This is a genomic window from Nocardioides sp. cx-169 (genome assembly GCF_021083605.1).
Taxonomy (GTDB): Bacteria; Actinomycetota; Actinomycetes; order Propionibacteriales; family Nocardioidaceae; genus Nocardioides.
Genome location: NZ_JAJNRO010000007.1, coordinates 162,868 through 188,436, shown reverse-complemented (window position 1 = coordinate 188,436; position 25,569 = coordinate 162,868). Strand labels below are relative to the sequence as shown.

General features: G+C 71.7%; 21 protein-coding genes and 1 tRNA gene. 5 read left to right on the top strand and 17 right to left on the bottom strand.

Going from position 1 to position 25,569, the window contains the following annotated elements; translation table 11 throughout:
• The first annotated feature begins 73 nt into the window (after nucleotides 1-73).
• Nucleotides 74-1,312 (top strand): lipopolysaccharide biosynthesis protein, encoded by a 1,239-nt coding sequence (locus tag LRP67_RS12095; RefSeq protein WP_231270440.1) that lies wholly within the window; start codon nucleotides 74-76, stop codon nucleotides 1,310-1,312.
• A 54-nt stretch (nucleotides 1,313-1,366) separates the two neighbouring features.
• Here LRP67_RS12095 and LRP67_RS12090 read toward each other — a convergent pair whose 3' ends face one another.
• Nucleotides 1,367-3,214 carry a hypothetical protein gene (locus LRP67_RS12090; RefSeq protein WP_231270414.1) on the bottom strand — a complete coding sequence of 616 codons (1,848 nt, stop codon included), beginning with the start codon at nucleotides 3,212-3,214 and terminating at the stop codon, nucleotides 1,367-1,369.
• Nucleotides 3,207-7,217: an alpha-(1->3)-arabinofuranosyltransferase family protein gene (locus LRP67_RS12085; protein ID WP_231270413.1), complete on the bottom strand. Its 4,011-nt coding sequence runs from the start codon at nucleotides 7,215-7,217 to the stop codon at nucleotides 3,207-3,209. Before LRP67_RS12085 ends, LRP67_RS12090 begins: the two co-directional genes overlap by 8 nt.
• A gap of 210 nt (nucleotides 7,218-7,427) precedes the next feature.
• Between LRP67_RS12085 and LRP67_RS12080 the strand changes: the two genes are divergently transcribed.
• Nucleotides 7,428-8,147, top strand: a complete 720-nt coding sequence (locus LRP67_RS12080; RefSeq protein WP_231270412.1) for a class I SAM-dependent methyltransferase — start codon at nucleotides 7,428-7,430, stop codon at nucleotides 8,145-8,147.
• 29 nt (nucleotides 8,148-8,176) lie between these two features.
• Here the strand turns inward: LRP67_RS12080 and LRP67_RS12075 are convergent, their stop codons facing one another.
• The 6 genes from LRP67_RS12075 to polA all read right to left on the bottom strand — a co-directional run bounded on the left by LRP67_RS12075 (nucleotide 8,177) and on the right by polA (nucleotide 15,943).
• Nucleotides 8,177-9,259, bottom strand: coding sequence for a hypothetical protein (locus LRP67_RS12075; RefSeq protein WP_231270411.1), 1,083 nt, complete (start codon nucleotides 9,257-9,259; stop codon nucleotides 8,177-8,179).
• Nucleotides 9,260-9,365: 106 nt separating this feature from the next.
• A complete protein-coding gene (locus LRP67_RS12070) occupies nucleotides 9,366-10,391 on the bottom strand; it encodes an NAD(P)-dependent oxidoreductase (protein ID WP_231270410.1) in 1,026 nt (341 codons plus the stop codon).
• Entirely contained in the window at nucleotides 10,388-11,464 is a 1,077-nt protein-coding gene (locus LRP67_RS12065; protein ID WP_231270409.1) for an NAD(P)-dependent oxidoreductase, read from the bottom strand. The genes LRP67_RS12070 and LRP67_RS12065 overlap by 4 nt, the downstream gene beginning before the upstream one ends.
• Nucleotides 11,461-12,858, bottom strand: coding sequence for an FAD-dependent oxidoreductase (locus LRP67_RS12060; RefSeq protein ID WP_231270408.1), 1,398 nt, complete (start codon nucleotides 12,856-12,858; stop codon nucleotides 11,461-11,463). The genes LRP67_RS12065 and LRP67_RS12060 overlap by 4 nt, the downstream gene beginning before the upstream one ends.
• Nucleotides 12,855-13,193 (bottom strand): hypothetical protein, encoded by a 339-nt coding sequence (locus LRP67_RS12055; RefSeq protein ID WP_231270407.1) that lies wholly within the window; start codon nucleotides 13,191-13,193, stop codon nucleotides 12,855-12,857. Before LRP67_RS12055 ends, LRP67_RS12060 begins: the two co-directional genes overlap by 4 nt.
• Nucleotides 13,193-15,943: a DNA polymerase I gene (polA, locus tag LRP67_RS12050; RefSeq protein WP_269211466.1), complete on the bottom strand. Its 2,751-nt coding sequence runs from the start codon at nucleotides 15,941-15,943 to the stop codon at nucleotides 13,193-13,195. The genes LRP67_RS12055 and polA overlap by 1 nt, the downstream gene beginning before the upstream one ends.
• On the opposite strand from polA, the gene LRP67_RS12045 reads away from it, so the two are divergent.
• Nucleotides 15,942-16,379 (top strand): PaaI family thioesterase, encoded by a 438-nt coding sequence (locus tag LRP67_RS12045; RefSeq protein ID WP_231270405.1) that lies wholly within the window; start codon nucleotides 15,942-15,944, stop codon nucleotides 16,377-16,379. The two genes, polA and LRP67_RS12045, sit on opposite strands and share 2 nt — an antisense overlap.
• Nucleotides 16,380-16,385: 6 nt before the next feature.
• On the opposite strand, the gene LRP67_RS12040 is transcribed toward LRP67_RS12045, so the two are convergent.
• A complete protein-coding gene (locus tag LRP67_RS12040; RefSeq protein WP_231270404.1) occupies nucleotides 16,386-16,967 on the bottom strand; it encodes a GNAT family N-acetyltransferase in 582 nt (193 codons plus the stop codon).
• Nucleotides 16,968-17,081: 114 nt separating this feature from the next.
• Between LRP67_RS12040 and LRP67_RS12035 the strand changes: the two genes are divergently transcribed.
• Nucleotides 17,082-17,828 carry a DUF554 domain-containing protein gene (locus LRP67_RS12035; protein WP_231270403.1) on the top strand — a complete coding sequence of 249 codons (747 nt, stop codon included), beginning with the start codon at nucleotides 17,082-17,084 and terminating at the stop codon, nucleotides 17,826-17,828.
• Nucleotides 17,829-17,854: 26 nt separating this feature from the next.
• Here the strand turns inward: LRP67_RS12035 and LRP67_RS12030 are convergent, their stop codons facing one another.
• The 7 genes from LRP67_RS12030 to LRP67_RS12000 form a co-directional block, all read right to left on the bottom strand.
• Nucleotides 17,855-18,565, bottom strand: coding sequence for an ABC transporter ATP-binding protein (locus LRP67_RS12030; protein WP_231270402.1), 711 nt, complete (start codon nucleotides 18,563-18,565; stop codon nucleotides 17,855-17,857).
• Nucleotides 18,555-19,448, bottom strand: coding sequence for an ABC transporter ATP-binding protein (locus LRP67_RS12025; RefSeq protein ID WP_231270401.1), 894 nt, complete (start codon nucleotides 19,446-19,448; stop codon nucleotides 18,555-18,557). Before LRP67_RS12025 ends, LRP67_RS12030 begins: the two co-directional genes overlap by 11 nt.
• Nucleotides 19,441-20,610, bottom strand: a complete 1,170-nt coding sequence (locus LRP67_RS12020) for a branched-chain amino acid ABC transporter permease (RefSeq protein ID WP_231244102.1) — start codon at nucleotides 20,608-20,610, stop codon at nucleotides 19,441-19,443. The genes LRP67_RS12025 and LRP67_RS12020 overlap by 8 nt, the downstream gene beginning before the upstream one ends.
• Complete coding sequence (locus tag LRP67_RS12015; protein WP_231270400.1) at nucleotides 20,607-21,629, bottom strand: branched-chain amino acid ABC transporter permease; 1,023 nt, start codon at nucleotides 21,627-21,629, stop codon at nucleotides 20,607-20,609. The genes LRP67_RS12020 and LRP67_RS12015 overlap by 4 nt, the downstream gene beginning before the upstream one ends.
• A 107-nt stretch (nucleotides 21,630-21,736) precedes the next feature.
• Nucleotides 21,737-22,858 (bottom strand): branched-chain amino acid ABC transporter substrate-binding protein, encoded by a 1,122-nt coding sequence (locus tag LRP67_RS12010; protein ID WP_231270399.1) that lies wholly within the window; start codon nucleotides 22,856-22,858, stop codon nucleotides 21,737-21,739.
• 206 nt (nucleotides 22,859-23,064) lie between these two features.
• Nucleotides 23,065-23,679 carry a response regulator gene (locus LRP67_RS12005; RefSeq protein ID WP_308189738.1) on the bottom strand — a complete coding sequence of 205 codons (615 nt, stop codon included), beginning with the start codon at nucleotides 23,677-23,679 and terminating at the stop codon, nucleotides 23,065-23,067.
• A gap of 43 nt (nucleotides 23,680-23,722) precedes the next feature.
• Entirely contained in the window at nucleotides 23,723-23,902 is a 180-nt protein-coding gene (locus tag LRP67_RS12000; RefSeq protein WP_231270398.1) for a hypothetical protein, read from the bottom strand.
• Between the two features lie 106 nt (nucleotides 23,903-24,008).
• On the opposite strand from LRP67_RS12000, the gene LRP67_RS11995 reads away from it, so the two are divergent.
• A tRNA-Leu gene (locus LRP67_RS11995) sits at nucleotides 24,009-24,081 on the top strand.
• Between the two features lie 16 nt (nucleotides 24,082-24,097).
• Here the strand turns inward: LRP67_RS11995 and pyk are convergent.
• Nucleotides 24,098-25,561, bottom strand: coding sequence for a pyruvate kinase (pyk, locus tag LRP67_RS11990; protein WP_231270397.1), 1,464 nt, complete (start codon nucleotides 25,559-25,561; stop codon nucleotides 24,098-24,100).
• Between the last annotated feature and the right edge of the window lie 8 nt (nucleotides 25,562-25,569).

The window sequence follows — 25,569 nt, the reverse complement described above, 5'->3', positions numbered from 1 at the left end:
CCACGCGCGGCGGCCGGCTTCCGCACCGGCGGCGGCGGCGCGGGGCCACATGGCCTAAGGTCCTCCGGTGAGCATGCCCACAGCCACCAGGGGCGCCGGCCTGCGCGGCAGTGCCGGCATCGCCGTGGCGATGCTGGTCATGAACGTGACCACCTACGGGTTCCAGATGGTCGCGGCGCGGCTGCTCGGTCCGGCCGAGTACGGCGCCGTGGCCAGCCTGATGGCCTTCCTGCTGGTCCTCTCGGTGCCGCAGCTCGGGCTCCAGGCCACGGCGGCGCGTCGTATCGCGGCGGACGCCCATGACTCGCGGTCGGTCGAGCGCTCGATCCTGAGGCTCTCCTACCGGGTCGCCGTCGTGGTGAGCCTCGCCGCGCTCGCGGCGACCCCCGCCGTCGTCCACCTCCTCAGGCTGGACAGCGCCTGGCCGGCCCTCCTGATCGGGCTGTCGGCCGGCCCCCTCACGGTGATGGGCGGACAGGCCGGGGTGCTCCAAGGCGAGCGCCGCTGGCGTGCCCTGGGTCTGCTCTACATGGCGATGGGGGTGCCACGTCTGCTCCTGGGCTGCGTGTTCATCGCGGTGAGCCCGACCACCACGGCGGCCATGCTCGCGGTGCTCCTGGGCCTGACGGCTCCGGCAGCCGTCGGCTGGTGGGCGCTGCGCCGGCCGCGCGCCGACCCGGGGCCCACGGCGCCGAGCCTGCCTGCCGAGCCGGCCCGACGGGTGATCGCCGAGCTGGCGTCGAGCTCGGTCGTGCTCCTCGCCTTCCTCGTCCTCACCAACGTCGACGTCCTCATCGCGCGCCGCACCCTGGACGAGCACACGGCCGGTCTCTACGCCGGAGGCCTGATCGTCACCAAGGCCGTGCTGTTCCTCCCGCAGTTCGTCATCGTCGTCCTCTTCCCCTCGATGTCGGCCCACGCTTCTCGTCGCTCCGCGCTCCTGGGCGGGCTCGCGGTCCTCGCCGGCACCGGCGCCGTGTGCACCCTGGGCGCCTACCTGCTGAGCCCGCTCGCCCTGGTCTTCGTGGGAGGCAGCGAGTACGCCGAGGTGGAGTCACGACTGTGGCTGTTCGCGCTGCTCGGCATCATGCTGGCGACCCTCCAGCTGCTCGTCTACTCCGCGCTGGGGCGAGAGAGCCACCGCTCGACGTACCTGATCTGGGCCGGGGTCGCGGCGATCGTGACGGCCGGGCTCTTCGCGACGGGCATCACCGGCCTCGCGGCGTCGGTCGCGGCGGTCGACGCGGCGCTGGTCGTGGTCCTCGCCGGCTTGGCGCTGCGCGCGGTGCGGGGCCCGGAGCCACGTCATTGACGCGTCACTGACGAGGTCGGCGGCGCGGCAGCCACCGGCCTGCCCAGGTGGGCGTCAGTCCCGCGGCACCGCGTAGCCCACCTCCACGGACACCACGCACACCGTCCCGGCCTGCTCCCCTGCGGCCTCGTCCAGTAGCGACATCCGCAGGGCGTCGACGTCTCCGCCGACCACCAGGTCGACGACGTTGAGACCACCGCGCAGCGGGACCGCCTGCTCGTCGCCGGACGCCTCGACCCTCAGCATCCCCTGGGCAGCCGTGTAGTAGCTGATGCGGGCCACCATGCGGTCCCCGGACATCGACTCGTCCAAGGGGACCGCGTCGCCGTCTCGGGTGATCGGATATCCGCACGACTCGTTGTCCGTCGGCCTCGACCTGGTCGAGGCCACGAGGTCGATCGGGCGCAGCCGACCATCGGAGTCGACCATCCGCATGCGGTGGCTCGGCAGGTCGAAGACCGGGCTCTCCGGCGCGATGCCGACCATGGTGGACACGCGGGCGTCGTCCTCGAACCACCCGATCATGATGCCGTCAGGGGTCCTGCCGTCGTAGATGACCACCTCCGGCTGGTCGCGGAGCTCCGCGCGCAGAGTCTCGACGTAGCGACGGTCCTCGCCGTTGTAGGAGTACGACGCGACCGACGCGGTCGTCACGCCGGCGGAGGCCACGTAGACGAGCGTGAGCCCGAGGGCCACGACCGCACCGGGCAGCCGGGGCACCCGGAGCTCCCGGAGCCGGCGGGGCACCCGAGGACGCCCGGCAGGCAGGGGCGTCGGAGCGCGGGCGGCGAGCACCGCGCGCACCACCAGCGCCAGCGCGACCGGCAGCACCGGGACCATGTCGGCGGCGTAGCGCGGGATCAGCCCGAAGAGCCCTCCCATCATGGAGCGCCCGGCGAAGAGCAGTCCCACGTCGACGAGGGCGTAGATCGCGAGCAGCAGCCACCCCCAGAGCGCGGGCCGGGCGCGGCGCACCGTCCAGAGCACCGCCGAGCCCGCGACCAGCCAGGCGAGGACCACCGCGTACGTCGGCGGCATCAGCAGACTGTCGCCCACCACCGACGGGCTCCACGGGCCACCGACGAAGCCCGGGACGGCGTTGCGGAACACGAAGTTGCCCACGAGCTCGAGCCCGCCTCCGGCGGAGCCCGCAGAGGTAGCCGCGATCGGCGCGATCGCCCGGTGCATGAGGAGGTAGGCCCCGAGCAGCATCACCAGCGGGGCCCAGAGGGTCAGCAACCGCGACTTCAGTGCCTCGAGGATCGCCCGCGGCCCGGACACCGGCGACCAGGCGCAGGCGACCAGCCCCAGAACCACGGGGAACAGCGCGGCCCGCTCCTGGAAGAGCAGCCCTCCTGCCGTGGCGGCGAGCACGAGCGGCAAGGCCCAGCGGCGCCCCTCCTGAAGATGCACCAGCAAGGCCCACACGGCCAGCAGCAGGCAGATGCTGATGGGCAGGAACTGGATGGCGACCGCCCACCACTGGGTCGGCCACAGTGCCAGCGGGCAGGTGAGGCCCACGGTCAGGAGCGGGACTCGCGACCACGATCCGGGAAGCATCCGGCACAGAACCATCCACAGGAGCACCGCCGCCATCGCCTGCATGACCAGGATCTCGACGACGACGACGCCCCAGTCGAGCGGTGCGTAGTGGGCGTGGGCCCAGGCGAACAGGAAGCCGCCCGGGAAGAAGTGCCCCGAGTAGTCCTGGGTCAGCATCTCCCAGCTCAGCGGCTCCGCGCCGAGGCGCAGCATGAGGTAGTCGTCCTGGGTGAAGAACCCCCGGCCCAGCAGGACACCGCGCCAGACCGCCTGCCCCGCGATCAGGGCCAGGGCGACTGCTCCGGCCGCGGAGCGCCACGGCGCGGCCCAGGTTCGCCAGACCGAGCTGGGCTCAGCCATGGAGGGCCTCCCTCTCCGTGCCACCGTCGGCGACGCCGTCGGAGGGCAGGCCCGCACGGCTCGCGCCGCCGATCGCGAACGCGGAGGCGACCAGACCGAGCCCGACACCGGCGATGGCGTCGCACACCGCGGGAGGGAGTCCAGGCTCGGAGATGGCGACGAGTCCCGCCGCGACGCCGGCCGCGGCGACGAGGAGGGCCCCCAGCGCGGGGGGGTCGCCCAGCCGGCGGGCGCCTGCCACGCCGAACAGGAAGCCGAGGCCCAGGGCGGGACCGCCCACGAGCACGGCCACCACGACGCCGAGAGCGCGCCACCATCGCGACCACCCCAACGGGTCGTCGACCGGGTCGAGCGCCAGCACCACGCGGGTCCGCTCCCGACGCGTCGCCAACACCGCCCCGCCCACCACGAGCAGCGCGAGCAGCCCACCCAGCGCCAGCGCAGCCTGGTACCAGGCGTTGGGGGTGAACGTCAGGCTCACGCGGCCACCCTCGCCCTCCGGCACCAGGTAGCCCTGCTTCCACCCGTCGACGCGCACTGCCTCGAGCTCGCGACCGTCGAGCTCGGCCACCCATCCGTCGTTGACGTTCTCCGGCACCAGGAGGAGAGACTCGGGGCCGGGTGCGACCTCGACGCTGCGCTCGTTCGACTCCCACGACTCGATCGCCACGTCGCGGCGCTCCGGCGCCTCGGTCGACCTGCCCCCGGCGGGACGCAGCGTGAGCTGGGTGGGGGCGAACTGCTGCGTGGCGCTGATCCGCACCTCGTGGGTCCCGGGTGCCAGGCGGAGCGGTCCCTCACAGGACTCCAGCGGCATGGCGGTGCCGTCGATCACCTGTCCGAGCGTGCCGGTGACCCGCGTGGGGTAGATGCGGCCGTCGACCTCAAGCTCCGGCCCGATGCCGCAGATCGAGCCGGTGGGCAGGCCCCGGTCCATCCAGTAGCGCAGGGAGTCGAGGCCGTCGATGCTGAGCTCGGAGACGCCCAGCGGGCTGTCCACCTCCGCGGGCAACGGGTCGAAGGTGATCCGCAGGTACCGAGAGGTGATCGGCGCGAACTCGGCTCTGCCCGCGGCGTCGAAGCGCAGCCGCTGCCGCGGCTCCCCGGGGCTGGAGACCCAGCCCCCCGTCGGCGCGACCGCCGTTCCTCGAGGTTCGCTGACGGTGAGGGAGTCCACCGTGCGTCTCGGGCCCCAGCGGAGCCGGAGCGTGGGCCGCGGGTCACGAGCGGCGGCAGCCCAGAAGGTCGCCGGGTTGGCGTCGAAGGCCAGTTGCGGACCGGCGCCGGGCTCCTCCAGGTAGGTCGAGGAGGCGCGCACCCGGGCCTGGCCCATGATCGGCTCCATGAGCCGCTGCGCGGCCGTGGTGGCTCGTGCGACCACGGAGCCGTCGAACTCCCAGGAGCCGCTCTCGTCGACGGTGATCTGGCGGACCATCCCGGACTCCTCCTCCGAGGGCCGGGGGCTGGTGAGCAGCCCGCAGTTCGTGCCCAGGCCGGCGTCGATGCAGCCCCGACGATGCGCCCGGGAGCGCAGCACGAAGGTCGTCTCGTCGCCAGCGCCGGCCTCGGGCACCACCAGACGCCGCTGGACGTCCAGTCCGGGGAAGGAGATGTCACGGATCGCGACGACCCCCTCGGTGCCGGCGGCCCCGACCACCTCCACCCGCAACGAGTCGAAGGCACCGCGCAGCGGGATCTCCACGAGTCCGACGTCGGGATCGACCTGACGCGTGACCTCCTGCTTGCCCGCCGTCACCTTGACCTCACGCACGGGCAGTCCGGTGATGCCGTCGACGCCCATTGAGAGCCTGACGCTCGGGTAGGACACCGGCTCCTCGAAGCGGACCTCGATCCACTGCTCCTCCGGGTCGGTCAAGGGCGATGACTGCCAAAAGGTCTCGTCGAGCCCGTCGACGGCGGCGTAGGGCCCGAGCTCCGGGCGCACCGCGCCGAAGTTGTCGGAGTAGCCGCCCGAGGAGGACGCCACGACGGATGCCAGCCCTTCGTACTCCGCGTAGACGCGCTGGCTGGCCTCGGGGCCGGGGTAGTCGTGGTCGGTCCGCGAGGTCCGGTACTCCTCGCCCCGCGTCATGACCTGGCCCACCGCGTCCTCGAGCCGGCCGAACGCGCGCTCGCGCTTGCGGTAGCCGTCGGCCACGACGTCGGGGGCTCGGGAGTCCCAGTTCTCCTCCCCCCTCACCACGACGGGGGCGCGAGGATCCAGTGCACCGGCTTCGACGGCGGTGATCACGTCCTCGGGCCCGCCGGCCAGCGTCTCGACGTCGGAGACCGCGACGGCCTCCACCCGCGACACCGCACGGTCCACGCGCAGCACCGAGACCATCGCCTGGTCCTGGGCCCCGGACTCGCCGAAGGAGCCGACCTCGGTCAGGCCGGGGCTGCGGCTCAGGGCCAGGTCGACCCGGGCCGGGTCGGGCGCGTCACTGGAGTACAGGTCCAGGTCGCGGCGGACCACGACGTACTCGATCCCGGCACGGGCCAGCACGTCGGCGAGCACCGGCGAGCCCTGACCGTCGGCGATCCGCTCCTGGATCGCGTCGAGGAAGCGGATGGTGCCGCCCGGGGTCAGCGGGACCTGGCTCCGCGCCGCCCACGGGGTGGTCGCGAGCCCCTGCATCGGCTCGTCGATGGTCCATCCCCACCACTGCTGGCCGAACCCGACTCCCGGCAGCACCAGGGCGGAGCCCGTGCCGTCGACCTCGGCGAGGTAGTCGGTCGCCTGCTGCCAGGCGTCCGGCACCTCGCTCCAGCCGGGCTTGCGCAGGTCACCGTTCCACAGCGGGTGCGCCGCGACGAGCAGCAGCACGACCAGGCCCGACGCCGTGAGTGTGCGTGCCGCCGCCAGCCGGCGACCGGCCGCGGGGAGGAGCCAGGTGGTCGCGTGCGCGAGTCCCAGCGCCAACGGAAGCCGCAGCAGGGGGTCGACCTTGTGCACGTTGCGGAGCATGGAGAAGGGGCCGTCCAGCAGGTACTGGAACTGCGCGTGGAGCGGCGAGGCCAGGCCGCCCTCTCGGGAGATGGTCAGGCACACGGCCCCCAGCAGCAGGCTGGCGAGGAGCGGGGTGCGCAGCGGCATGCCGCTGCGCGTCAGCCCGAGCATCCCGAGGGCCGCGACCAGCGCGGTGACCACGATCAGCGCCGGCTCGGTGGCCAATGCGTAGGAGCCGGGCCACCACGGCTGGCCGCCGACGTAGAAGAACGACAGCCAGTGGTCGGCGCCCCGGGTGACGTTCGTCCAGCCCAGCGGACGAACGACGGCGATCGAGGTCTCGATGTAGTCCAGGAACGGCGGGCTGTAGCGGCCGAGCACCATCAGCGGCAGCATCCACCAGGCGCTCGCGAGGGCGACGGCGCCGACCCACCAGCGAGCCAGCCGGGCACCTCCGGGGCGGCGCACCGTGGCGAGGACGACGAACAGCGGCAGCGGCAGAGCCGCCAGGTTCTCGACGGCGTTGACGCCGCCCAGGAGCAGCACGGCGGCCCCGGACCACAGGGCCCCCGCGCGCGGCCCGATCCGGCCCTGCTGGGCCAGCACGATGGGCAGCACGACCCACGGCAGCACCGCGGTCGGCAGCACCTCCGCGCTGAGCACGCCGACCAGCCCCAGCAGTCGCGGCGCCACGGCGTACGCGACGCCTCCGAACCAGGCAGCCCAGGGCGAGGACTCCGGACGGAGCGCACGGAACAGCCGGCGGCAGCCCTCGAAGGCCACGATGAGCAGCAGGCCGCTCCAGAGTCGTTGCACGGTCCAGTCGGGCACCCCGAGCCAGTCCCCGACGAGGAAGAAGGTGCCCTGCGGGAACAGGTAGCCATAGGCCTGGTTCTGCAGCTCACCGAACGAGGAGTTCTGGTTCCACAGCGAGAGGCTGCGCGACAAGAACCGCTCGGGGCCGGCGGTCAGGTCGAACTTGGTGTCGAAGGTCGTCGCGCCCACGCGCTGCAGGAAGGACATCGCGAGGAACCACAGCCACGTCAGGGGCACGGCCCACCAGACGAGCCCGCGTCCCCGAATTCCGTCGAGCCTCAGCCCGTGCGAGCGCGCGAGTTCGATGGTGGACTCCCCTCCGTGCCGTCGGCGACGTTGACCGACCGGTAACCTGCCGCGTGTGATCCTAAGGTGTCGTCTCAGGTGCGGACCCACGCACCGCCCCAGCACGGACTCTCCGGCCCGGTTCGGCACGGTGGGGAGCCGGTGACCACCACCGCGGACGATGAGCTCTTCGCCAACGCGTGGGCGCTCGCCGACCGGATCCCGGGGTGGCTCACCCGAGCCCAGGCCCGGCTGCTGTACGACGAGGCGCGGGCCCTCGCGCCGGGCGCGACCATGCTGGAGATCGGCAGCCACCAGGGCCGGTCCACGGTGGTGCTGGGGCAGGTGGCCAACGCCACCGGCGGCACCGTCATCGCCATCGACCCGTTCGTGGACGGTCGCCTCTTCGGCGGCGCGCCGACCAAGGCCAAGTTCCTCTCACACCTCGCCGAGGCCGGCGTGCAGCGCTCGGTCCGGCACGTGGAGGACTACTCCACCCAGGCGCGCCCGGGGTGGACGGAGGGCCTCGATCTGCTCTACATCGATGGCAAGCACGACTTCTGGACCTTCAGCGACGACCTGCGCTGGCGCGCCTTCCTGCCACCGGATGCCGCGATCCTCGTTCACGACGCCTACTCCTCCATCGGCGTCACCCTGGGCATCCTGGCCCGGGTGCTGTTCGCCCGCGACCTCACCTACGTCCGGCGCGAAGGCTCGATGGCGCTGTTCCGTACGAGCCGCCCCCGACTCGCGGACCGGCTGCGCGTCGTAGGCGAGCTGCCGTGGTGGCTGCGCAACGTCGGCATCAAGGTGCTCCTGCGCCTTCGCCTGCGACCCCTCGCGCGTCTGGTCGGGCACGACTCGCCGTACGACCCGTACTGAGCCGTACTGAGCCGTTCTGAGCGCGGAGGTCAGCCGAAGAACCGGTCGGCCAGCCCGGCCATCAGCCGGGCGTGCTCCTCGACGTCGAACTCCTCCCGGCGGGTCCGCAGGGTCAGGGTCGTCGCGCTCCCGGTCGAGACCAGACCCACCGCCACCGAGCGCGGTCCGCTGAGGGCGGGGTACATCGCCACGGATGCGAGCCCCTCACCCTCGACGCCGCCCAGGTTGCTGAGCATGGCCGTCGCCCCCAGACGGTTCTTGAGCAGGCGGACGACGAGCGGCGCGGCTCCGCCCGCGGAGGTCTCGGGAAAGTCCGGCTCCGGCCGGAGGTCCGCGATGGTGCGCGCCAGCGTCGTCCGGTCCGCTCCCTCCCGGCCAGGGCGCATGCGCAGGCGCAGGTAGGCGGTCTGCCGGTCCGGCTGTGGGACGCCGCGGGGCCGGCGCGAGGCGCCGATCACGAGCACCGGGCGACGCCGCGACGCCGTGGGCAGGTCGGCGTGCAGGGCGAGGACCGCCGCGGCGAGGTCGGCCGTGCCGCGCCCGACCCGGGGCCGCGTCACCACGCTGAGGTCCTCCGGCTCGGGTCCCTCTCCGCCGCTACCCACGAACCGCGCGGGCGGAGCGACCAGGGCCTCCCCCAGCCGCCGCACGCTGGAGCCGACGAAGCCGTGCGGGGCGGCGCGCTCTCCGATGCCGCGCGCGCTGCTGCGCAGCTCGCGCCCCAGCGCCGCGCCCGCCACGGCGAGCAGGCCCAAGCCGTCCACGACGCCGTGGTGGGCGCCGATCAACATCCCCATACCGTCGTCGGTCAAGGCGAGGCGCAGCAGTGGAGACGTCGGCCCGTAGGGCGCGGCGGCGACGTCGCGCCGGGCGTCGGCCCACGTCGAGTCGCGATGCCGGGTGATGACGGGCGCGATCCCGAGGTGGGGCCGACGCGCGCACAGCTTCGCCACCCGCTCGGCCACCGTGCCGGCGTCCTCCGGCCGGGTGAGTCGCACCTCGAGGCAGAGGCCCCACGTGGTGTCGGGGTCGCCGTACATCCCCACCACCTCCCGGGCCTCACGCACCGAGGGAGCCAGCGGGTCGCGCCGCGCGGCGGGGGTGGGACGCACGAGGGCTACCTCGGGGGGCTCGGGGTCGACGGACATCACAACGTATCGCGGACGAGGTCCGCCTCCGACTGCGCCCCGGCCGGGCGCGAAGCGCCGCGATGGGCGCTCACAGCACCCGCTTGGCCACTCGGAGCAGCCCCTGCTTGGCCGAGCGCCGGTGCGCCGACCCGCCCCTCTCCTGGCCTCGGTGCTCGAGGAACCAGGAGTAGGAGCTCTGGAACATGGCGTCGGTGGACCACTGCGCGCGCCAGCCGAGCTCCTCGACCGCCGGAGCGACGTCGAACCACAGGGACCGGCTGTACATGATCCAGTGGTAGGGAGCGAACGGTGTCAGGCCGAGGCGTGCGGACCACTCCATGGCCTTGGTGGTCGGGCCGACCGGGAGGTGCCGCACGCGGGCGCCCGTGCCGGCGTACTGACACAGGTGCCCGACGGCCTCGCCCATCGTGCCGAACTCCTGCGCCCCGATGTTGTAGACCGCCGGCCCGGGTCGACGAGCCGCCAGCAGGCAGGCCGAGGCGAGGTCCTCCGCGTGCACGAACTGGTAGACATTGCTGCCGTCGCCGAGGATGGGGACCCCCGCACCGTCGGCGATCCAGTCGAAGAGGATGCCGAAGATCCCGAGCCGCCCGTGGCCCAGGATGGTGCGCGGCCTGACGACGGTGACGTCCAGGCCCCGGGTCACTGCCGCGCGACACAATTGCTCCGCGTCCAGCTTGGCCCGGCCGTAGGCCTCGACGGGGCTCGGGACCGTCTCGCGGGTGACGGGGTTGCGCTCCGGCACCCCGAAGACGGCCGACGACGACGTGTGCACCACCTTGGCGACCCCTGCCTGCTCGCACTGGCGTAGGACCACCTCGGTGCCGCGGACGTTGACCGACTCGAACAGGTCACGGTCACGGGCCAGCGGAACCTGGGCGACGTTGTGGAAGACCAGGTCGGCACCCCTCACCGCGGCACCGACCAGGTCCTCGTCGCGGACGTCACCGTGGAAGAGCTGCACGTCGGAGGGGCGATCGGGCGCGTCGATGATGTCGAGGACCCGCACCTCCAGGCCGGCGCCCAGGAGCTGGTCGACCAGGAGCGAGCCGAAGTAGCCGCTGCCGCCGGTGACCAGTGCCACCTGGCTCATCGGGGACTCCGTCTCGGCGCCACCGGGAGGTCGTGGTCGGCGCACCATCGCACGGCACGCCGCATGCCCTCGGCCAGCTCCACGTGCGGCCGGTAGCCCAGCACGTCGACGGTCGCCGACACGTCGCAGGCGATGGTCTTGTCCATCTCCCCCAGGACGTGGAGCTGCTGGTGGTAGACGCCGCGGGCCTGGAGCGTGCCGTCGACCCGCTCGGCGAGCCGCCCGACGAGCACCGGCAGCCGCAGCTGGCGGCCGCGGGTGCGGTAGCCCTCCTCCTCGAGCACCCGCTGCACGGTCATGACGATCCTCTCCATGGTGTAGGGCTCGCGGTCGGCCACCCAGAAGGCCTGTCCCGAGACCTCGGGGTGGTGCTCGGCGAGGGCCACGCCCTGGACGAGGTTGTCGACGTAGGCCATCGACCGGACCTGCTGACCGTCGCCCAGGACCGGGAACCGACCGGCCGCCACCATCGCGAAGAAGGTGGTCTGGCGCGCCGGCTGGAAGGGACCGTAGAACCACGGGGGGCGGACCACCACGGTGTCGAGCCGCCGGCTCGCGGCGGCGTCGAGGACGAGCCGCTCGGCCCTCATCTTCGACCGACCGTAGCCCAGGTGAGGGCGATACGGCTCGTGCTGACGGAACCGGTCGTCGGACGTCGGGTTGACGCCGAACGCCGAGTTCGAGGACAGGTGGACCACCCGGCGGACGCCGGCGTGGGTGGCGGCGTCGAGCAGCGCTCGAGTGCCGCCGACGTTGACCCGCTCGAAGTCGGCCACCCGGGCCGGGTGGATGACCCCGGCGGCGTGGACGACCGACGCCCCGGAGGCACCGGCGAGGAGGCGTCCGGCGACGTCCGGATCGGCGAGGTCGCCCACGTGCACGACGGCGCGCGGCAGCACCTCCAGGATGTCCGGCACCTCGGCCGGCGAGGCGGCGAGCACGCGGACCTGACCGTCGCGGGCGACCGGGCCGTGCTCGGGGCGGGGACGCGCCACCGCGTCCAGGAAGGCACGCCCGAACCACCCCGCTCCCCCGGTCACCACGGTGAGGTCAGCGGGTGCCCACGGCGTCATCCTGCACCTTCCAGCATTTGGTCGACGTTGCGGTGGGCGATGGCCATGAGCGTGCCCTGAGGGTTGATCCCGGGCGCACTCGGCAGCAGCGAGGCGTCGTTGACCCGGAGGTTGGCCACGCCGTGGACCCGGCCGAAGGAGTCGGTCACGCCGCGCCGCCGGTCCTCGCCCATGGCGGCCGTGCCGCACAGGTGGACGGTCATCACCGAGGCGTTGCCGCGGGTCATGGCCCCCGCCGCGGAGGGCACCTGGTCGGCGTCGAGGACGCGCGGCGCGCCGACGTACGACGGCACCTGGACCCGGGCGCCCGCGGCCCCCAGCAGGAGCATCAGCCGCCCCAGCCCGGCCCGCAGTGCCGCGAGGTCACGGTGGGTCAGGGCATAGGTCACCAGCGGGTCCTCGAGCCCGGGGACCAGCCGGACCCGACCGCTGCCCTGGCCTCGGATCGAGGCGTAGTAGACCGACTGCCGACGCCAGTCGGCCGGCAGGTCCCGATCGCGCTCCCACGTGCCGGAGAGACCGAGGGCGATCATGCCGGGTCGCCCCGCCGACCCGCCCAGCGTCAGTCCGGGGGCGAACTCCTTGACCTGGTAGGTGGCCAGGTCGGCCGGGTCGTTGACCTCGGCGTCGAAGTCGGCGAGGACCTTCACCGTCGGGTGCACCGAGAGCCCCCGACCCACGTTGCGCCGGATGCCGCTGCGCAACAGCAGCGCCGGGGTCTGGATGGCGCCGCCGCACACGACCACCTGGTCCGCCGAGACGAAGCCCCGGTCGGTATGGACACCGGACGCGCGTCCCCGCTCGAGCCGCAGTCGGAGGGCGCGGACCCGCGGTCGCACCTCCGCGCCGGCCGCGACCGCGTCGTCGAGGTAGGTGCGCAGCATGGTCTGGCGCACGCCCTTGCCGCCCGCCTCGTCGGGGCGCTGCCACCGAGGGACGTCGAGCCCGTCCCAGCCGAGCGTCTCGGCCCCGCGACGCAGCACCTCGGAGGCCGGGCTGAGAGGCCCCGGGGCGGTGGCGACCGAGAGCCGCTCCTCGACGAGCGAGGACCACCGCGCGAGCTCGGCGGCGCTGAGGCCCTCGATCGAGTTGGTCCGGCTCCACTCGTCCAGGACGCCCGGGTCGGGCCGGTGGTAGAGGCCCGAGTTGACCTCGCTGCCTCCCCCGACGCAGGAGGCCTCGGTGTAGGCCACCGGCGGGCGGCCCAGGGCGACCGTGAGGCCGCCGTGACGGTACTGGCGGCGCATCTGCTCCAGCGAGTAGGGCGCCACCTCCCCAGGCTCGACGTGGTCGCCCTCCTCGAGGACGACCACGCTCAGCCCACGGCGTGCGCACTCGCGGGCCGTGACCGCGCCGCCGGGACCCGAGCCGACGATCGCCACGTCGTAGCTCATCGCGCGTCCTCGAAGTGGATGACCAGCGCCACGCCGCGGACGAGGCGGAAGTACTCGGCCACGAGGGGCACCCGGCTCGCGGCCAGCCGCCGTACGACGTGGGCTCGCGCGTCCGCCTCCAGGCGGCCGTAGGGTCGCCGCCCGAGGACGCCGGCCCCGAGCGTGACCACGCTCTGGGCGAGGCGCACTCCGGCACGCGTGGCGTCGGGCAGGGACGCCAGATGGCGTGCGGTGGCATGCCCCAGCAGATCGGCTTCCCGGCGAGGGAGATCGGGCAGATCACCCACCATCAGATCGCTGGTCAGGCTCGCGAGCCGCTGCGATCCTGAGGTCATCAGTGCGCCGCTTCGTGCCAGCTGTGGCCGGTGCCGACGGAGACGTCGAGCGGCACGGTGAGCTGCGCGGCCGAGCCCATCTGTTCGCGCACCAGCGCGTCCAACCGCTCCCGCTCGCCGGTGGCGACCTCGAAGACGAGCTCGTCGTGGACCTGCAGCAGCATCCGGGAGCGCAGCCCGTCGGCCTCGAGGGCGCGCTGGACGTTGAGCATCGCGATCTTGATCAGGTCGGCGGCCGATCCCTGGATCGGGGCGTTGAGCGCCATGCGCTCGGCCATCTCGCGGCGCTGCCGGTTGTCGCTGGTCAGGTCGGGCAGGTAGCGGCGGCGGCCCATGATGGTCTCGGTGTAGCCGGTCTTGCGGGCCTCGTCGACCACGCCGCCGAGATAGTCGCGGATCCCGCCGAAGGTCTCGAAGTACTCATCCATCAGGCCGCGCGCCTCGGCCGGCTCGATGCCCAGCTGCTGCGAGAGCCCGAACGCCGAGAGCCCGTAGGCCAGGCCGTAGTTCATCGCCTTGATCTTGGCGCGCATCTCGACGGTGACGTCGTCTGCGGGCACGTCGAAGACCCGGGCCGCGGTGATCGAGTGGAAGTCGCGGCCCGAGCGGAACGCCTCGATGAGGAGTTCGTCCTCGGAGAGGTGGGCCATGATCCGCATCTCGATCTGGCTGTAGTCGGCCGTCATCAGGCACTCGTAGCCGTCGCCGACGACGAACGCCTCCCGGATCCGTCGGCCCTCCTCGGTGCGGATCGGGATGTTCTGCAGGTTGGGGTCGGTGCTGGACAGGCGCCCGGTCGCCGCGATCGTCTGGTTGAAGGTGGTGTGGATCCGCCCGTCGGGCGCCACCGTCTTGAGCAGCCCCTCGATGGTCTGGCGCAGCCGGATCACGTCGCGGTGGCGCAGCAGGTGCTCGAGGAACGGGTGCTCGGTCTTGACGTACAGCGCCTGCAGCGCGTCGGCGTCGGTGGTGTAGCCGGTCTTGGTCCGCTTGGTCTTGGGCATGTCGAGCTCGTCGAAGAGCACCACCTGCAGCTGCTTGGGAGAGCCGAGGTTGATCTCCTTGCCGATGGCGTCGTAGGCCGCCTGCGCGGCCTTGCGCACCTCGGTGTCGAACTCGCCCTGCAGGGCCTCGAGGTGGCCGCTGTCGACCGCGATCCCGGTCTGCTCCATGAGGGCGAGCAGCTCGACCAGCGGCAGCTCCATGTCGGCCAGCAGCCGGGTGCCGCCGTGCTCCTCGATCGCGGTGTCGAGCGCCTCGGCGAGCTCGAGCACGGCGCGGGCGTGCAGCATCGCGGTCGTGGCGACGACGTCACCGCCCTCGACGTCGTCGAAGAGCGCGTCCTGCTCGGGCTCCTGCTCCTGGCGCAGCTCGCGGCGCAGGTAGCGCACGGTGAGGTCGGACAGGTCGTAGGAGCGCTGGTCGGGGCGCACCAGGTAGGCCGCCAGGGCGGTGTCGGAGGCGACGCCGTGCAGCTCCCAGCCATGGGCGGCCAGCGCCAGGGCCGGGCCCTTGGCGTCGTGGAGCACCTTGGGGCGGTCGCGGTCGGCGAGCCAGGAGGCGAGCGCCGCGTCGTCCTCGGGGGTCAGCTCGGCGACGTCGACGTAGGCCGCCCTGTCGGCGCCGGCGGCCAGCGCCAGGCCCTCCACCCGGCCGGTCCCGGCGCCCCAGGCGCCGCGCACGTGCAGGCCCACCCGGTCGACGCCGAGCTCGGCCAACCAGGGCGCGACCGCGCCCGGCTCCAGGACGTCGCCGACCAGGTCGAAGCCCGGCCCGTCGACCTCCTCCTCGGACTCGAGGGTCTCGAAGAGCCGGTCGCGCAGCACCCGGAACTCCAGGCCGTCGAAGAGCGTGTGCACCTCGGTGCGGTCCCACGGGCGGATGGCCAGGTCGGTCGGGGTGAGCTCGAGCTCCAGGTCGGTCACCAGGCGGTTGAGCTGGCGGTTGCGCATCACGTCGCCCAGGTGGGCGCGCAGCGCCTCGCCCTTCTTGCCGGTGATCTCGTCGGCGTGCAGGATCACGTTGTCCAGACCGTCGTACTGGTTGATCCACTTGGCGGCGTAGCCCACGCCGACGCCCGGCACGCCGGGGAGGTTGTCGGAGGTCTCCCCCACCAGCGCCGCGATCTCGGGATAGCGCTGGGGCGGGACGCCGTACTTGTCCTGGACCCACGCCGGCGTCATGCGGGCGAGGTCGGAGACCCCGCGCATCGGGTAGAGCACGGTGGAGTCGTCGGTGACGAGCTGGATGGAGTCGCGGTCGCCGGTGAGGATCAGCACCTCCATGCCGTCGGCCAGGGCCTGCGTGGCGAGCGTCGCGATGATGTCGTCGGCCTCGAAGCCGTCCTTCTTCAGGAACGGGATGCGCAGCGCCTGCAGCACCTCCTCGATCAGCGGCAGCTGGCTGCTGAACTCCGAGGGCGTCTTGTTGCGGCCGGCCTTGTAGTCGGCGTACTCGGCGAGGCGGAAGGTCTGGCGCGAGACGTCGAAGGCGACCGCGAGGTGGGTCGGCTTCTCGTCGCGCAGCACGTTGATGAGCATCGAGGTGAAGCCGTAGACGGCGTTGGTGTGCTGTCCGGTGGTGGTCGAGAAGTTCTCGACCGGGAGCGCGAAGAAGGCGCGGTAGGCCAACGAGTGGCCGTCGAGCAGCAGCAGGCGCGGACGGTCGGTCTTGGGAGCGTCAGGCACGCCCGCGACTCTATCCGTGACCACCGACCTGGTGCGGCGGGCGGTCGGCCACAATGTGCGCATGAGCGACCACCAGCCGACCGAGATGCCTGTCGAGGAGTTCCTCGCCCAGATGCCCATGGGTGCGCTGAACGAGAGGATGGGCATCGAGCTGCTCGAGGTGTCCTCCGGGCGCGTCGTCGCCACCATGCCGGTCGAGGGCAACACCCAGCCCTACGGCCTGCTGCACGGCGGCGCCTCCGTGGTCCTCGCCGAGAGCCTGGGCTCGATCGGCTCGGCGATCCACGCCCACCCCGACCGGGTGGCCGTCGGCATCGACATCAACGCCACCCACCACCGCTCCGCGACCTCCGGGGTGGTCACCGGGGTCGCGACGCCGATCCACCTGGGGCGCACCTCGGCGTGCTTCGAGGTGGTCATCACCGACGAGCGCGGCAAGCGCGTGTGCACCTCGCGCATCACCTGCGCCCTGGTGCCGGCCGAGCGCCTCGGGCGGTAGTCCGCGCTAGCGCGGCTCGGGTGCGTCGAAGACCTGGGCCCGGCGCATCGAGCGGCGCGCGGCGAGCACGCGGGTGAGCTGACGGCCGTTGCCGGCCAGCGCGGGCCGCTGCGCCGTGAGCTTCGCTCGGACGGCGACCGTGGGCGCCAGCCGCAGCGTGGCGTGGGGGCCGAGGGCCAGCCGCGCCATGAAGCGGTTGGCGTCGCGCGAGCCGGAGGTCGCGGCGGTCGCCACGTGGGCCACCCCCAGCTCCTCCGCGAAGCCGACCGCACACTCCATGAGCGCCCGGCCGATGCCGTGGCGACGGAACTGCGGGAAGACGTGCGGCGAGATGGCCTGCACGGTCTGCTCGAGGTTGAGGGCGGAGAGCGGCGCCACGCGCAGCAGGATCGCCCCCGCGAGCCGACCGTCGTACTCGGCCACGATCAGGCGCTGCTCGGGCGAGGCGCTCGCGCCCTTGATGATCAGCTCGAGGTCGGCCTCCTGATCCTGCCGGTCGGCACGGCGAAGTCCGTCGGCCCAGAGCTCGACCAGGACGGGTGCATCCGGGAGCTCCGCCTCGCGCAGCGACACCAACGACCGACTCATGTCTCGCCTTCCCGGGCCTGGAGAACCTTGGACCGCGACCGCGCGTCCCACCATCCGCGTGCACGATCAGCCCGAAGACTACGCTCAGGCCGCGCACCTGCACAGAGGAGTCCCGTGATCCCTGGAATCGGCACCGCCGTCAACGTCGTCACCGTGCTTGTCGGCACGGTGCTCGGTCGGCTGCTGGGCAACCGGCTCCCGGTGCGCACCCGCGACCTGGTCACCGACGCGCTGGGGCTGGTCACGCTGCTGATCGCGGCCACCTCGGCCGTCGCCGTGCTCGACCCGGCCCTGTCGGCCCGGGTCGGCGACAGCGCCCCGATGCTCATCGTGCTGGGCTCCCTGGTGCTGGGCGGCATCGTCGGGTCGCTGCTGCGCCTCGAGCAGCGGGTGGAGTCGCTCGGCGGCTGGCTGCAGCGCCGGCTGTCGGGCGAGACCGGCTCGGCGGAGCGTCACCGCTTCATCGAGGGCTTCGTCGTCGCCTCGCTGCTCTTCTGCACCGGTCCCCTGACGATCCTGGGGTCGTTGAACGACGGCCTGGGCAACGGCGCCGACCAGCTGTTCCTCAAGTCCACGCTGGACGGCTTCGCGGCCATCGCCTTCGCCTCCGCGTTCGGCTGGGGCGTGGCGGCCGCGGCGATCACGGTGTTCGTCGTCCAGGGCGCGCTGACCGTGGTGGGCATGCTGCTCGGCGACGTCCTCCCCGACGCCGAGCTGGCCGCGATCACCGCGACCGGCGGGCTGCTGCTGGTCGGCGTGGCCCTGCGCCTGCTGCGGATCCGGGAGATCCCGGTCGCCGACCTGCTCCCCGCGCTGCTCGTCGCGCCGGCACTCGTGGCCGTGGCCGCCGCCCTGCACTGACGGGGCACTGACGGGCGGGCGGTGCCTCAGGCGACGCCCAGATAGGCCTCGCGGATGCTGGGGTCGTCGAGCAGGCTGGCGCCGGAGCCGGACTTGACGATGTTACCGGTCTCCAGCACGTAGGCCCGGTCGGCACGCGAGAGCGCCTGCTTGGCGTTCTGCTCGACCACCAGGATCGTCGTGCCCTGCTCCGCGATCTCGCTGATGATCGAGAAGATCTGCTGGATCAGCATCGGCGCGAGACCCATGGAGGGCTCGTCGAGGCACAGCAGCTTGGGGCGGGCCATGAGTGCGCGGCCGATGGCCAGCATCTGCTGCTCACCGCCCGACATCGTGCCGGCGATCTGCTTCTTGCGCTCGTCGAGCCTCGGGAAGAGGCCGAAGACGCGCTCGAAGTCGTTGCCGATCTCACCCTTGTCGCGCCGGGTGTAGGCGCCCATGTCGAGGTTCTCGACCACGGACATGCCGGGGAAGATGCCGCGGCCCTCCGGCGCCAGGCACAGCCCCTTGCGCACCCGCTGGTCCGCGCGGAGCCGGGTGATGTCCTCGCCTTGGAAGACGATCCTCCCGGACTGGATCCCGCGCACGCCGGAGACCGCGCGCATGGTCGAGGTCTTGCCGGCGCCGTTGGCGCCGATGAGGGCGACGACCTCGCCCTCGTCGACCTGCAGGCTCAGGCCGTGGAGGGCCTCGATCTTCCCGTAGGCCAGGACCACGTCCTCCAGCTCAAGCAACATCGTCGGGCTCTCCTAGGTAGGCGGCGATGACCTTGGGGCTGCGGGCCACCTCGGCGGGCAGGCCGTCGGCGATCTTGGTGCCGAACTCCAGCACCACGATCCGGTCGGTGACCCCCATGACCAGCTTCATGTCGTGCTCGATGAGGAGCACGGTCAGCCCGCGGTCGCGGATCCGGCGGATGAGGGCCATGAGGTCCTCCTTCTCCGCGGGGTTGAACCCGGCCGCCGGCTCGTCGAGGCAGAGCAGCTTGGGGTCGGTGGCCATGGCGCGCGCGATCTCGAGGCGCCGCTGGTAGCCGTAGGGCAGGTTGCGGGCGAGCTCGTGCGCGCGGTCGGCGATGCCGACGAAGCGCAGCAGGTCCATGGCCTTGATCCGGCCCTCGCGCTCCTCGTACATGTGCCGGCTGATCCCGGCGGCCCGCTCCCACGCGTGCTTGACGCGGTTCTCGGAGTAGAGCTCCTCGGGCGCGCCGAACACGCGACGCAGGCGGAACAGCGCGCCGAGCACGCTGGTCTTGTGCTCCGCGTCGCAGCCGACCATGACGTTCTCGAGGGCGCTCATCTCCGGGAACAGGCGGATGTTCTGGAACGTCCGCGCCACACCGAGCTTGTTGATCTTGTGACTCTTGATGCCGGAGATCTTGGTGCCGTCGAAGTCGACCTGCCCCGACGTGGGCTTGTAGACGCCGGTCATCACGTTGAAGCACGTGGTCTTGCCGGCGCCGTTGGGTCCGATCAGGCCGAGGATCTCTCCGCGGCGGATCTCGAAGTCCACGTCGTTGAGCGCCACCACACCGCCGAAGCGCAGGGTGACGTGGTTGACGTGCAGGAGCACATCCTGCTCGACGATGGGCTCCAGGGTGGTCCAGGTCTGCTCAGGCATCGGTGGCCGCCTCCTCTGCCTCGATCTTGCGGTCTCGGAACTCGGCGGCGCGTCTGCGACTGGGGACCAGGCCCTGGGGCCGGAAGATCATCACCAGGACCAGCGCCAGCCCGAACGCGAACGGGCGCCACTCCTGGAAGTCGCGGAAGCGCTCCGGGAGGTAGGTGATCAGGAAGGCGCCCAACAGCGCCCCGACCATGTTGCCCGAGCCGCCGATGACGACCATGGCGACGAACAGGAACGACAGGTTCAGCTGGAAGTCGTTGGGCGTGATGGCGGTCTGGTGGCTGGCGAACAGCATGCCCGCGATGGCACCGAGCATGGCGCCGATGACGAAGGCCCACAGCTTGTACTTCAGCGCCGGGACACCCATGATCGCCGCCGCGTCCTCGTCCTCACGGATCGCCAGCCAGGCGCGGCCGACGCGGCTGTTCTCCAGGCGGCGGACCAGGATGATCAGCAGGAACAGCACCGCGAGGGCCAGCCAGTACCAGTAGTGGTGGTCGAGCCGGTTGAACAGGTCGACCTCTCGGCCGTACTCGTTGACCACCTGCGGTCCCGGCGGGGACGGGATCTGCACGATGCCCTGCGAGCCGCCCGAGACGTCGCTGACGTTGCGCAGCACGATCCGGATGATCTCGCCGAAGCCCATCGTGACGATGGCGAGGTAGTCCCCGCGCAGTCGCAGGGTCGGGGCGCCGAGGATCAGCCCGGCCATGAGGGCGAAGGCCAGGGCGATCGGGATGCAGGCCACGAACGGCACGGCCCAGCCCTCGGAGAACCCGAACTCCCTGACCATCCACTGGGTGACGGGCGAGGACGGCGAGCCGAAGATGGCCACCGAGTAGGCGCCGACGGCGTAGAAGCCGATGTAGCCGAGGTCGAGCAGGCCGGCCAGCCCGATCACGACGTTGAGGCCGACCGCGACGATCATGTAGATGACGATCTGGAACAGCACGGCGTCCCACGACGAGCCGCGGCTGGTGAGGTCGGTGCGGACCTGGGCGAACGGCAGCAGCTGCAGGAACGGCAGGTAGACCAGGAACGCGATGCCGGCCGCGATGAGCACGGCCTTCGTGACCTCGCGGGTGAGGCGCGGCAGCCCGCGCCACCGCTCCTTGACGCCCTGCAGGCCGCCGGAGGCTGTGGTGAGTACGTTCATGCGCGCGCCTTCCCCAGCGATTCGCCCAAGATGCCTGTCGGCCGGACCATCAGCACCGCGATCAGCAGGATGAACGCGGTGACGTCGGCCCAGTTGGAGGTGAACAGCGTCGAGGCGTAGACCTCGACCACCCCGAGGAGCAGCCCGCCCAGGAGCGCTCCGCGCAGGTTGCCGATCCCCCCGAGGACCGCGGCCGTGAAGGCCTTGATGCCGATCAGGAAGCCGACGTTGAACTTCGTGATGTCGAACTGCATCGTGTAGAGCAGCGCGGCCACGCCGGCCATCGCGCCACCCAGGATGAAGACGAGCATGAAGACCCGGTCCTGGTTGACCCCCATGAGGGCGGCGGTGTCGGGGTCCTGGGCGACCGCCCGGACGCCGCGACCCAGCCGGGAGCGGTTGACGAAGACGTCCAGCGCGACCATCATCCCGACCGCGCCGAGGAAGATGATCAGCTGCAGGTTGGTGATCGTGATCGCGTCGGTGCTCAGCAGGCTGCCGTTCGGGCCGATCAGCTGCTCGGTCTTCACGAGCGAGGGGATGCTGATGGTCTTGCGACCGAAGGGCTCGCCGAAGATGGCGTGCAGGACCTGGCCGAACACCTCGAGCAGCACCAGCGAGCAGCCGATCGCGGTGATCAGGAAGATGAGGGGCGGGGCGTTCTTCTTGCGCAGCGGGCGGTAGGCGATCCGCTCGACGGCGAGCGCCGTGCCGGCGGAGGCCAGCATCGCGCCGATCAGCGCGATCAGCGTCGCGAGCACGACGAAGCCCAGCCCGTCGCCCTCGGCCGCGCCGATGAGCGTGTAGACGCCCAGGACCGCCCAGGTGCCCACCATGAACACCTCGGAGTGGGCGAAGTTGATGAGCCGCATGACGCCGTAGACCAGCGTGTAGCCGAGCGCCACCAGCGCGTAGATGGCGCCGCGGGTCAGGCCGTCGACCGTATGGTCGGGCAGGTCGCTGAACAGGTTGTCCCACGCCACCAGCGGCACCACCAGGGCACCGAGTTGTTCAAGCAACGGAATGCTCCTTGGTAGGGGTCACGCCGCCGGCCGGGCCGGGGCGACGAGGCAGAGACGGGGGCGGCCGAGCCGTGCTCGGCCGCCCCTGTCAGTCACTGCGTGACTCAGTCGAGCGAGATCTCCTGGTCGGGCACCAGGGCGTCGCCCTGCACCTTGTAGGCCCAGATGACCACGTTCTCGACGGCGATGTCGCCCTTGTCGTCGAACGCCAGGGTCTTGGTCAGGCCCTCGGCGTCGTAGCCGTCGACGAACTCCTCGACGGCGCCGCGGTCGGTGGCGCCGTCCTTGATCGCCTCGAGGAAGATCGTCATGGCGTCGTAGCCCTCGGCGGCGTACGCGCCGGGCTGCTCACCGAACTCCGTCTCGTAGTCGGCGTAGAAGGTGTCGCCCTCCTCGATCGGGACGCACGGGCAGGTGACGATGGCACCCTCGCCCGCGGCACCGGCCGCCTTCGGGAAGTCGGCGCCGTAGACGCCGTCGGGGAAGACCACGGGGACCTCGATGCCGGCGTCGCGGATCTGCTTGATCAGCGGTGCGGCCTCGGCGATGTAGCCGGCGTAGAAGATGGCGTCCGCGCCCGCGCCCTCGATCTTGGAGATCGTGGCGGAGAACTCGGTCTGCTCGACCTGGGTCTTGTCCGACCCGGCGACCAGGTCGCCCAGCTCCTCGGTGACCTTCTCGGCCAGCGGCTCGCCGTAGGCCTCGGAGTTGTCGATCACGAAGATCTTCTTGCCGCCCAGCGCGTCGGAGAGGTACTTCGCCACCGCGGCGCCCTGCACCTCGTCGTAGCCCACGACCCGGTGGAACACCTCGGCCGGGTCCTCGGTGGTGAGGTCGGTGGCCGTGGCGGACTGGCTGATCATGGTCACGCCGGCCTCGTCGAAGATGCCCTTGGTCGCGCGGGTCTCACCCGAGAACGCGCCGCCGATCACACCGAGGAACTCGGGGTCGTCGGCGATCTGGCTGGCCAGCGGCGTCGCCTTGGTGGCATCGCCCTCGCTGTCGAACGGGACCAGCTCGACCTTGCAGTCGTCGTTCTCCTCGAGGAACTGCGTGAGCGCCAGCTTGGCGCCGTTGACCGAAGGGATGACGATGCTGGAGTTGGGACCGGACAGCGCCCCCATCACGCCGATCTTGCCCGCGCACTCGTCGCCGCCGCCCTCTGCCTCGTCGTTGGTGTCCGCGCTCCCGCACGCCGACAGGACCAGCGCCAGGCTCGCAGCCACAGCCCCCAGCCCGACTACCTTGTTTCGCCTCAAGACCTTCTACCTCTCGTCAGGTCCCCGGCCGACTACCGAAGACGCAGAGTGTCGGGGCAGCGGACCCCACGGTCCCGGTCCCCCGGTGCGGAAACGTACACCGATCGCGAGTGTTGCGTAAGACACTTCACCGATGGCTGCCGAATCATCACTAATCCGTTATGGAGCGGTGTTCAGCCCCGATCGGTCCCGTCGAGCCCCGGACCATGCTCGACGACGCCTTCCGCCACCTGGCGCATCGAGAGGCGAAGATCCATCGCGGTCTTCTGGATCCAGCGGAAGGCTTCCGGCTCGGAGATGCTCAGCTGCTCCTGCAGGATGCCCTTCGCGCGGTCGACGGCCTTGCGCGTCTCGAGTCGCTCCGAGAGGTCGGCGACCTCGGTCTCCAGCTGGCTGAGCTCGGCGAAGCGGCTCACCGCCATCTCGATGGCAGGCACCAGGTCGGACTTGTTGAACGGCTTGACCAGGTAGGCCATGGCACCGGCGTCCCGGGCTCGCTCCACCAGGTCCCGCTGGGAGAACGCCGTCAGGATGACCACCGGCGCGATCCGCCTGCCGGCGATCGTCTCCGCCGCCGCGATCCCGTCGAGCACGGGCATCTTCACGTCGAGGATGACCAGGTCCGGTCGGTGCTCCTCGGCGAGCTCGATCGCGCGCGCTCCGTCGCCGGCCTGGCCGACCACGCAGTAGCCCTCCTCGGTCAGCATCTCCGCGAGGTCCATGCGGATCAGCGTCTCGTCCTCGGCGATCACGACGGTGCGGGCGGGGCTCGTGTCAGGCTCGGTCACCCCGCCAGGCTAGTGGCCCGTCGGCCAGGCCCCACCGGGCGGCTCAGCCTCCGGTCGCGCTGCGCGCGGGGACCTGAGCGCCGTACGACGGGGCGCGGGCGGCGAGGTAGAGCTCGACCTCGACCTGCTCCAGCCGCCGACGACTGCACAGGGTGCTCGCGAGGCGCGCGTTCTGCACCGCGCGGGCGTTGCTGCGCGACCCGATCTCCCAGGGCTTCCACATGTCCGACCTCCGACCGACCGACGAGGCACCCAAGCTATAGTTTGTCGATCGACTTTGTCCAGGGGAAAGGGGGTCGGACCGATCGGCTAGGGTTTCCGCCGGTGAGGCCCCGGTAGTCCAACGGCAGAGACAGTGGTCTCAAACACCATCCAGTGTGGGTTCGAATCCCACCCGGGGCACCTCGTCGCCGTCGAGCTAGCCCTGGCTGTAGTAGGCCGGCGCGACCCGGTTGATCGCGTCACCCATGCGGTGGATGCGCAGCGCGTTGGTGGAGCCGGGGATGCCCGGCGGGGCGCCGGCGATGATGACCACCAGGTCGCCCTCCTCGACCCGGCCGATCCGCAGCAGCTGCTCATCGACCTGGCGCACCATCTCATCGGTATGGGACACCGAGGACGTCTTGAAGGTCTCGATGCCCCACGACAGGGAGAGCTGCGAGCGGACCCGCGCCTCGGGGGTGAACGCCAGGACCGGGATCGGACCGCGCAGCCGCGACATCCGGCGCGCGGAGTCGCCCGACTGCGTGAACGCCACGACGTACTTGGCCTCGACGCGCTCGGCGACCTCCTCGGCCGCCTTGGCGATGACCCCGCCGCGGGTGTGCGGGTCCCACTCGATCTTCTCGAACTGTCCGAACTGCCGCGGCTCGAGCGCGTGCTGCTCGGTCGCGGTGATGATCCGAGCCATCGTCTCCACGACGTGGATGGGGTGCTCCCCCACGCTCGTCTCGCCCGACAGCATCACGGCGTCCGCCCCGTCGAGCACCGCGTTGGCGACATCGCTGGTCTCCGCGCGCGTCGGCGAGGGGCTGGTGATCATGGACTCCAGCATCTGGGTCGCCACGATCACCGGCTTGGCGTTGCGGCGGGCCTTCTCGATGATCTGCTTCTGCAGGAACGGCACGTCCTCGAGCGGACACTCCACGCCCAGGTCGCCACGCGCCACCATGAACCCGTCGAAGGCGGCCACGATCTCGTCGAGGTTGTCGATCGCCTGCGGCTTCTCGATCTTGGCGATGACCGGCAGCCGCACGCCGACCTCGTCCATGACGCGCCGCACGTCCTCGACGTCCGCCGCGCTGCGCACGAAGCTGAGCGCGATGAAGTCGACGCTCAGGCCCAGGGCGAAGCGCAGGTCCTCGATGTCCTTCTCGGACAGCGCCGGCACCGAGACCGCCACCCCGGGCAGGTTGATGCCCTTGTTGTTGCTGACCATGCCGCCCACGAGCACGTCGGTGGTGACGTCGGCGTCGTCGACGCCGGTGACCCGGAGCCGGACCTTGCCGTCGTCGATGAGGATCGGGTCGCCGATGCTCACGTCGCCGGGCAGGCCCTTGTACGTCGTCCCGCAGATCGTCGCGTCACCCGACACGTCGCGGGTGGTGATCGTCCACTGCTGGCCGCGGCGCAGCATGACCGGGCCGTCGGCGAACGTCTCCAGGCGGATCTTGGGACCCTGCAGGTCCGCGAAGATGCCGACCCCGTGCCCGCTGGCGTCGGCCGCCTCGCGCACCAGCCGATAGGCCTCGGCGTGGTCGGCGTGGCTGCCGTGGCTCATGTTCAGCCGGGCGACGTCCATGCCGGCGTAGACGAGCTCGCGGATCCGTCGTTCTGAGTTGGTGGCAGGGCCGAGGGTGCACACGATCTTCGCTCTTCGCACTCCCCCAC

Excerpts from the sequence above, each read along its gene's own strand:
- LRP67_RS12095 (WP_231270440.1), top strand. The coding sequence starts at position 74 with ATGCCCACAGCCACCAGGGGCGCCGGCCTGCGCGGCAGTGCCGGCATC.
- LRP67_RS12090 (WP_231270414.1), bottom strand. The coding sequence starts at position 3,214 with ATGGCTGAGCCCAGCTCGGTCTGGCGAACCTGGGCCGCGCCGTGGCGC.
- LRP67_RS12070 (WP_231270410.1), bottom strand. The coding sequence starts at position 10,391 with ATGAGCCAGGTGGCACTGGTCACCGGCGGCAGCGGCTACTTCGGCTCG.
- LRP67_RS12065 (WP_231270409.1), bottom strand. The coding sequence starts at position 11,464 with ATGACGCCGTGGGCACCCGCTGACCTCACCGTGGTGACCGGGGGAGCG.
- LRP67_RS12060 (WP_231270408.1), bottom strand. The coding sequence starts at position 12,858 with ATGAGCTACGACGTGGCGATCGTCGGCTCGGGTCCCGGCGGCGCGGTC.
- LRP67_RS12055 (WP_231270407.1), bottom strand. The coding sequence starts at position 13,193 with ATGACCTCAGGATCGCAGCGGCTCGCGAGCCTGACCAGCGATCTGATG.
- LRP67_RS12045 (WP_231270405.1), top strand. The coding sequence starts at position 15,942 with ATGAGCGACCACCAGCCGACCGAGATGCCTGTCGAGGAGTTCCTCGCC.
- polA (WP_269211466.1), bottom strand. The coding sequence starts at position 15,943 with ATGCGCACATTGTGGCCGACCGCCCGCCGCACCAGGTCGGTGGTCACG.
- LRP67_RS12040 (WP_231270404.1), bottom strand. The coding sequence starts at position 16,967 with ATGAGTCGGTCGTTGGTGTCGCTGCGCGAGGCGGAGCTCCCGGATGCA.
- LRP67_RS12030 (WP_231270402.1), bottom strand. The coding sequence starts at position 18,565 with ATGTTGCTTGAGCTGGAGGACGTGGTCCTGGCCTACGGGAAGATCGAG.
- LRP67_RS12025 (WP_231270401.1), bottom strand. The coding sequence starts at position 19,448 with ATGCCTGAGCAGACCTGGACCACCCTGGAGCCCATCGTCGAGCAGGAT.
- LRP67_RS12020 (WP_231244102.1), bottom strand. The coding sequence starts at position 20,610 with ATGAACGTACTCACCACAGCCTCCGGCGGCCTGCAGGGCGTCAAGGAG.
- LRP67_RS12000 (WP_231270398.1), bottom strand. The coding sequence starts at position 23,902 with ATGTGGAAGCCCTGGGAGATCGGGTCGCGCAGCAACGCCCGCGCGGTG.